Raw genomic sequence first — 2,174 nt, 5'->3', positions numbered from 1 at the left:
GATCATAAAAAATTCCCCTCTCGTAATCATGAACCATAGCTCCTCTCATTGACACTATGGTTCTATTGTAAGTGGGGAATTTTATTCCGGCTATATTGGGGATTTTATCATCGGCTTTAACACCAATCATTTTTATTGTTTTTAATAATCTTGATTGGTTCTTAAAATACCCAGATTATAGTACTTTTCGACATAATATATCCTTTTATTGGTGCTACATGATTTTGATTACTGCCATAAATGGAGTTGGAGTAAGTATTTTAATTCTTCGGGATAATGGGTTTTTAAAGATGTTTAAGTTTATTGCGCGAACCAAAACCCCTATCATTGTGGGAAGAATTTGTTCACAGTGGCTTTTCACAGTTGTTAATATTGTCATTTTTACTGTTGTGAGCTCACTGCTATTCCGCCAACCGATTTTCCCATTATTAAGTGCTATCATGGTTATTGCTTTCATAGCGCTATTACCTGTTTTTCTTTCTTTTTTATGGATCGGTTCTCTGCCATATCGTCAGGAATCAGTTTCTCCTATATTTACAATTTTAGTGTTTATACTTATATATTTGGCGAAATTTTCTTTAAAGGAAGGTAATATGTTTGTATTAGAATGGCTTAATCCAGCAGTGTTTATTTTGTATTTGTCTAAACTAGTTTGGACTTTTGAACACAATTGGAATGGAGAATTAATTTATCAATTACTACTAACGATTTTAGTTTATGTTTTTATAGGAGTCATATCCTATCGCAGAATTAATGTTATTCCAAAAATAGGAATAAATGAGAGGGAATAATTCTATTTTAAATGCTATATTCCAAAAAAAAGGTAATAAAAAATGATTTTTGAGGGAGGAGAAACTGTGAAAGTAAACTCTTTGACATATTATTATAAAGATCAGGCGAGACCAGTATTAGATAAATTATGTATAGAGTTTGAAACTGGAAAATTAAACGTTATTATTGGGCTAAATGGTGCGGGTAAAACTACATTATTGGATATTATATCTGGGGTTATATCTACAAATCAGTTTAAAAGCCCTTTTTCTGAAAAAGATATAGTATACCAATTACAGGGGATTCCTCTTCCCGCAACAATGAAGGGAAAAGACGTTATTCGCGTAATCTTTAACTGTGATAGTGAATTTCCTTTTATAGAAAGAATAAAATTATTTGAACAATCTTTGAATTCGAGAGAAAGAGAATTGTTCAATAAATTATGGGATCGAAAAATTGGACATATGTCTGTTGGTGAGAGAAGATGGCTACTTATTCGTTCTATATGTCAACTTGAACGGGAATTGTATATTTTCGATGAACCAACGTCCGGAATTGATCCAGACGCAAGACGTTTTATTCTTGAGAGTATCGATAATTTGGTAAAAAAAGGTAAATTGGTAGTGATGACAACTCATATTTTATATGAATTGGAATATATAGATTGTAAATTATATTTTTTGCATAGAGGGAATATTTTATATGCAGGAGACTATATATCGTTTTTAAATAAATATAATACCCAAAATCCTGATGTCGCCTTCCAATTATTTCTGAATGGGGATGGAGATGCATAATATGAAAAAGTTATGCTTGTCTAACGGTCTACGTTTAATTATTGATCAAGTTCCAAATAGCCGATCGATTTCTATAGGTGTTATGATTCGCGTAGGCACAAAACATGAAACAAAGAAAACAAATGGAATAGCACATTTTATTGAACATCTTTTATTTAAAAATCGCATCGGTTCTGATAATTTGTACGGAAATATCTATATTGAGGAGTTAGGGGGGAAAATTAATGCTTTTACGGGGAAAGAGTTTACATGTTTTTACATGCATATTTTAAATGAATATCTAAACGAAGCTTTATGCATATTAAGAGATATGGTTTTTTCTTTTTCGATTTCTAATTTTGATTTTGAAAATGAAAAAAGAGTAGTGATCCAGGAGATATATCAGTATCAAGATAATACATTAGAAAAAGTCAAGATAGCATCTCTAGCGCATGCTTTAGGTGAAAGTTCTTATGCGTTTGATATTTTAGGCACAGTATCTATATACATGCACTTTAAGATGATGACTTCTGTATGAACACCTTTTTCCATGGTTATACTGCTCCTAAATACCCACGTATAAAAGGAGCGGAAAGGACATGAAACGTCTTAAAATTACAAATGATC

3 protein-coding genes are annotated in these 2,174 nt (G+C 31.4%); all 3 read left to right on the top strand.

Annotated features, from left to right (window positions below):
- Window positions 1–71: 71 nt before the first annotated feature.
- The 3 genes from K1I44_RS14905 to K1I44_RS14895 all read left to right on the top strand — a co-directional run bounded on the left by K1I44_RS14905 (window position 72) and on the right by K1I44_RS14895 (window position 2,085).
- The gene (locus tag K1I44_RS14905; protein WP_219986621.1) at window positions 72–791 is read left to right on the top strand and encodes a hypothetical protein; all 720 of its coding nucleotides are present in this window, start codon (window positions 72–74) and stop codon (window positions 789–791) included.
- A 66-nt stretch (window positions 792–857) separates the two neighbouring features.
- A complete protein-coding gene (locus K1I44_RS14900; RefSeq protein ID WP_370628022.1) occupies window positions 858–1,568 on the top strand; it encodes an AAA family ATPase in 711 nt (236 codons plus the stop codon).
- A gap of 1 nt (window position 1,569) precedes the next feature.
- Window positions 1,570–2,085 (top strand): M16 family metallopeptidase, encoded by a 516-nt coding sequence (locus tag K1I44_RS14895; RefSeq protein ID WP_219986619.1) that lies wholly within the window; start codon window positions 1,570–1,572, stop codon window positions 2,083–2,085.
- Window positions 2,086–2,174 lie beyond the last annotated feature (89 nt).

It is taken from the genome of Anoxybacillus sp. ST4, from assembly GCF_019448545.1.
Classification (GTDB): Bacteria; Bacillota; Bacilli; order Bacillales; family Anoxybacillaceae; genus Anoxybacillus; species Anoxybacillus pushchinoensis.
The sequence above is the reverse complement of the archived record's forward strand: the minus strand, read 5'-3'. Positions and strand labels throughout refer to the sequence as shown.

Bases quoted from the DNA above. Each gene is read 5' to 3' on its own strand.
- K1I44_RS14895 (WP_219986619.1), top strand. From the start codon at position 1,570: ATGAAAAAGTTATGCTTGTCTAACGGTCTACGTTTAATTATTGATCAA.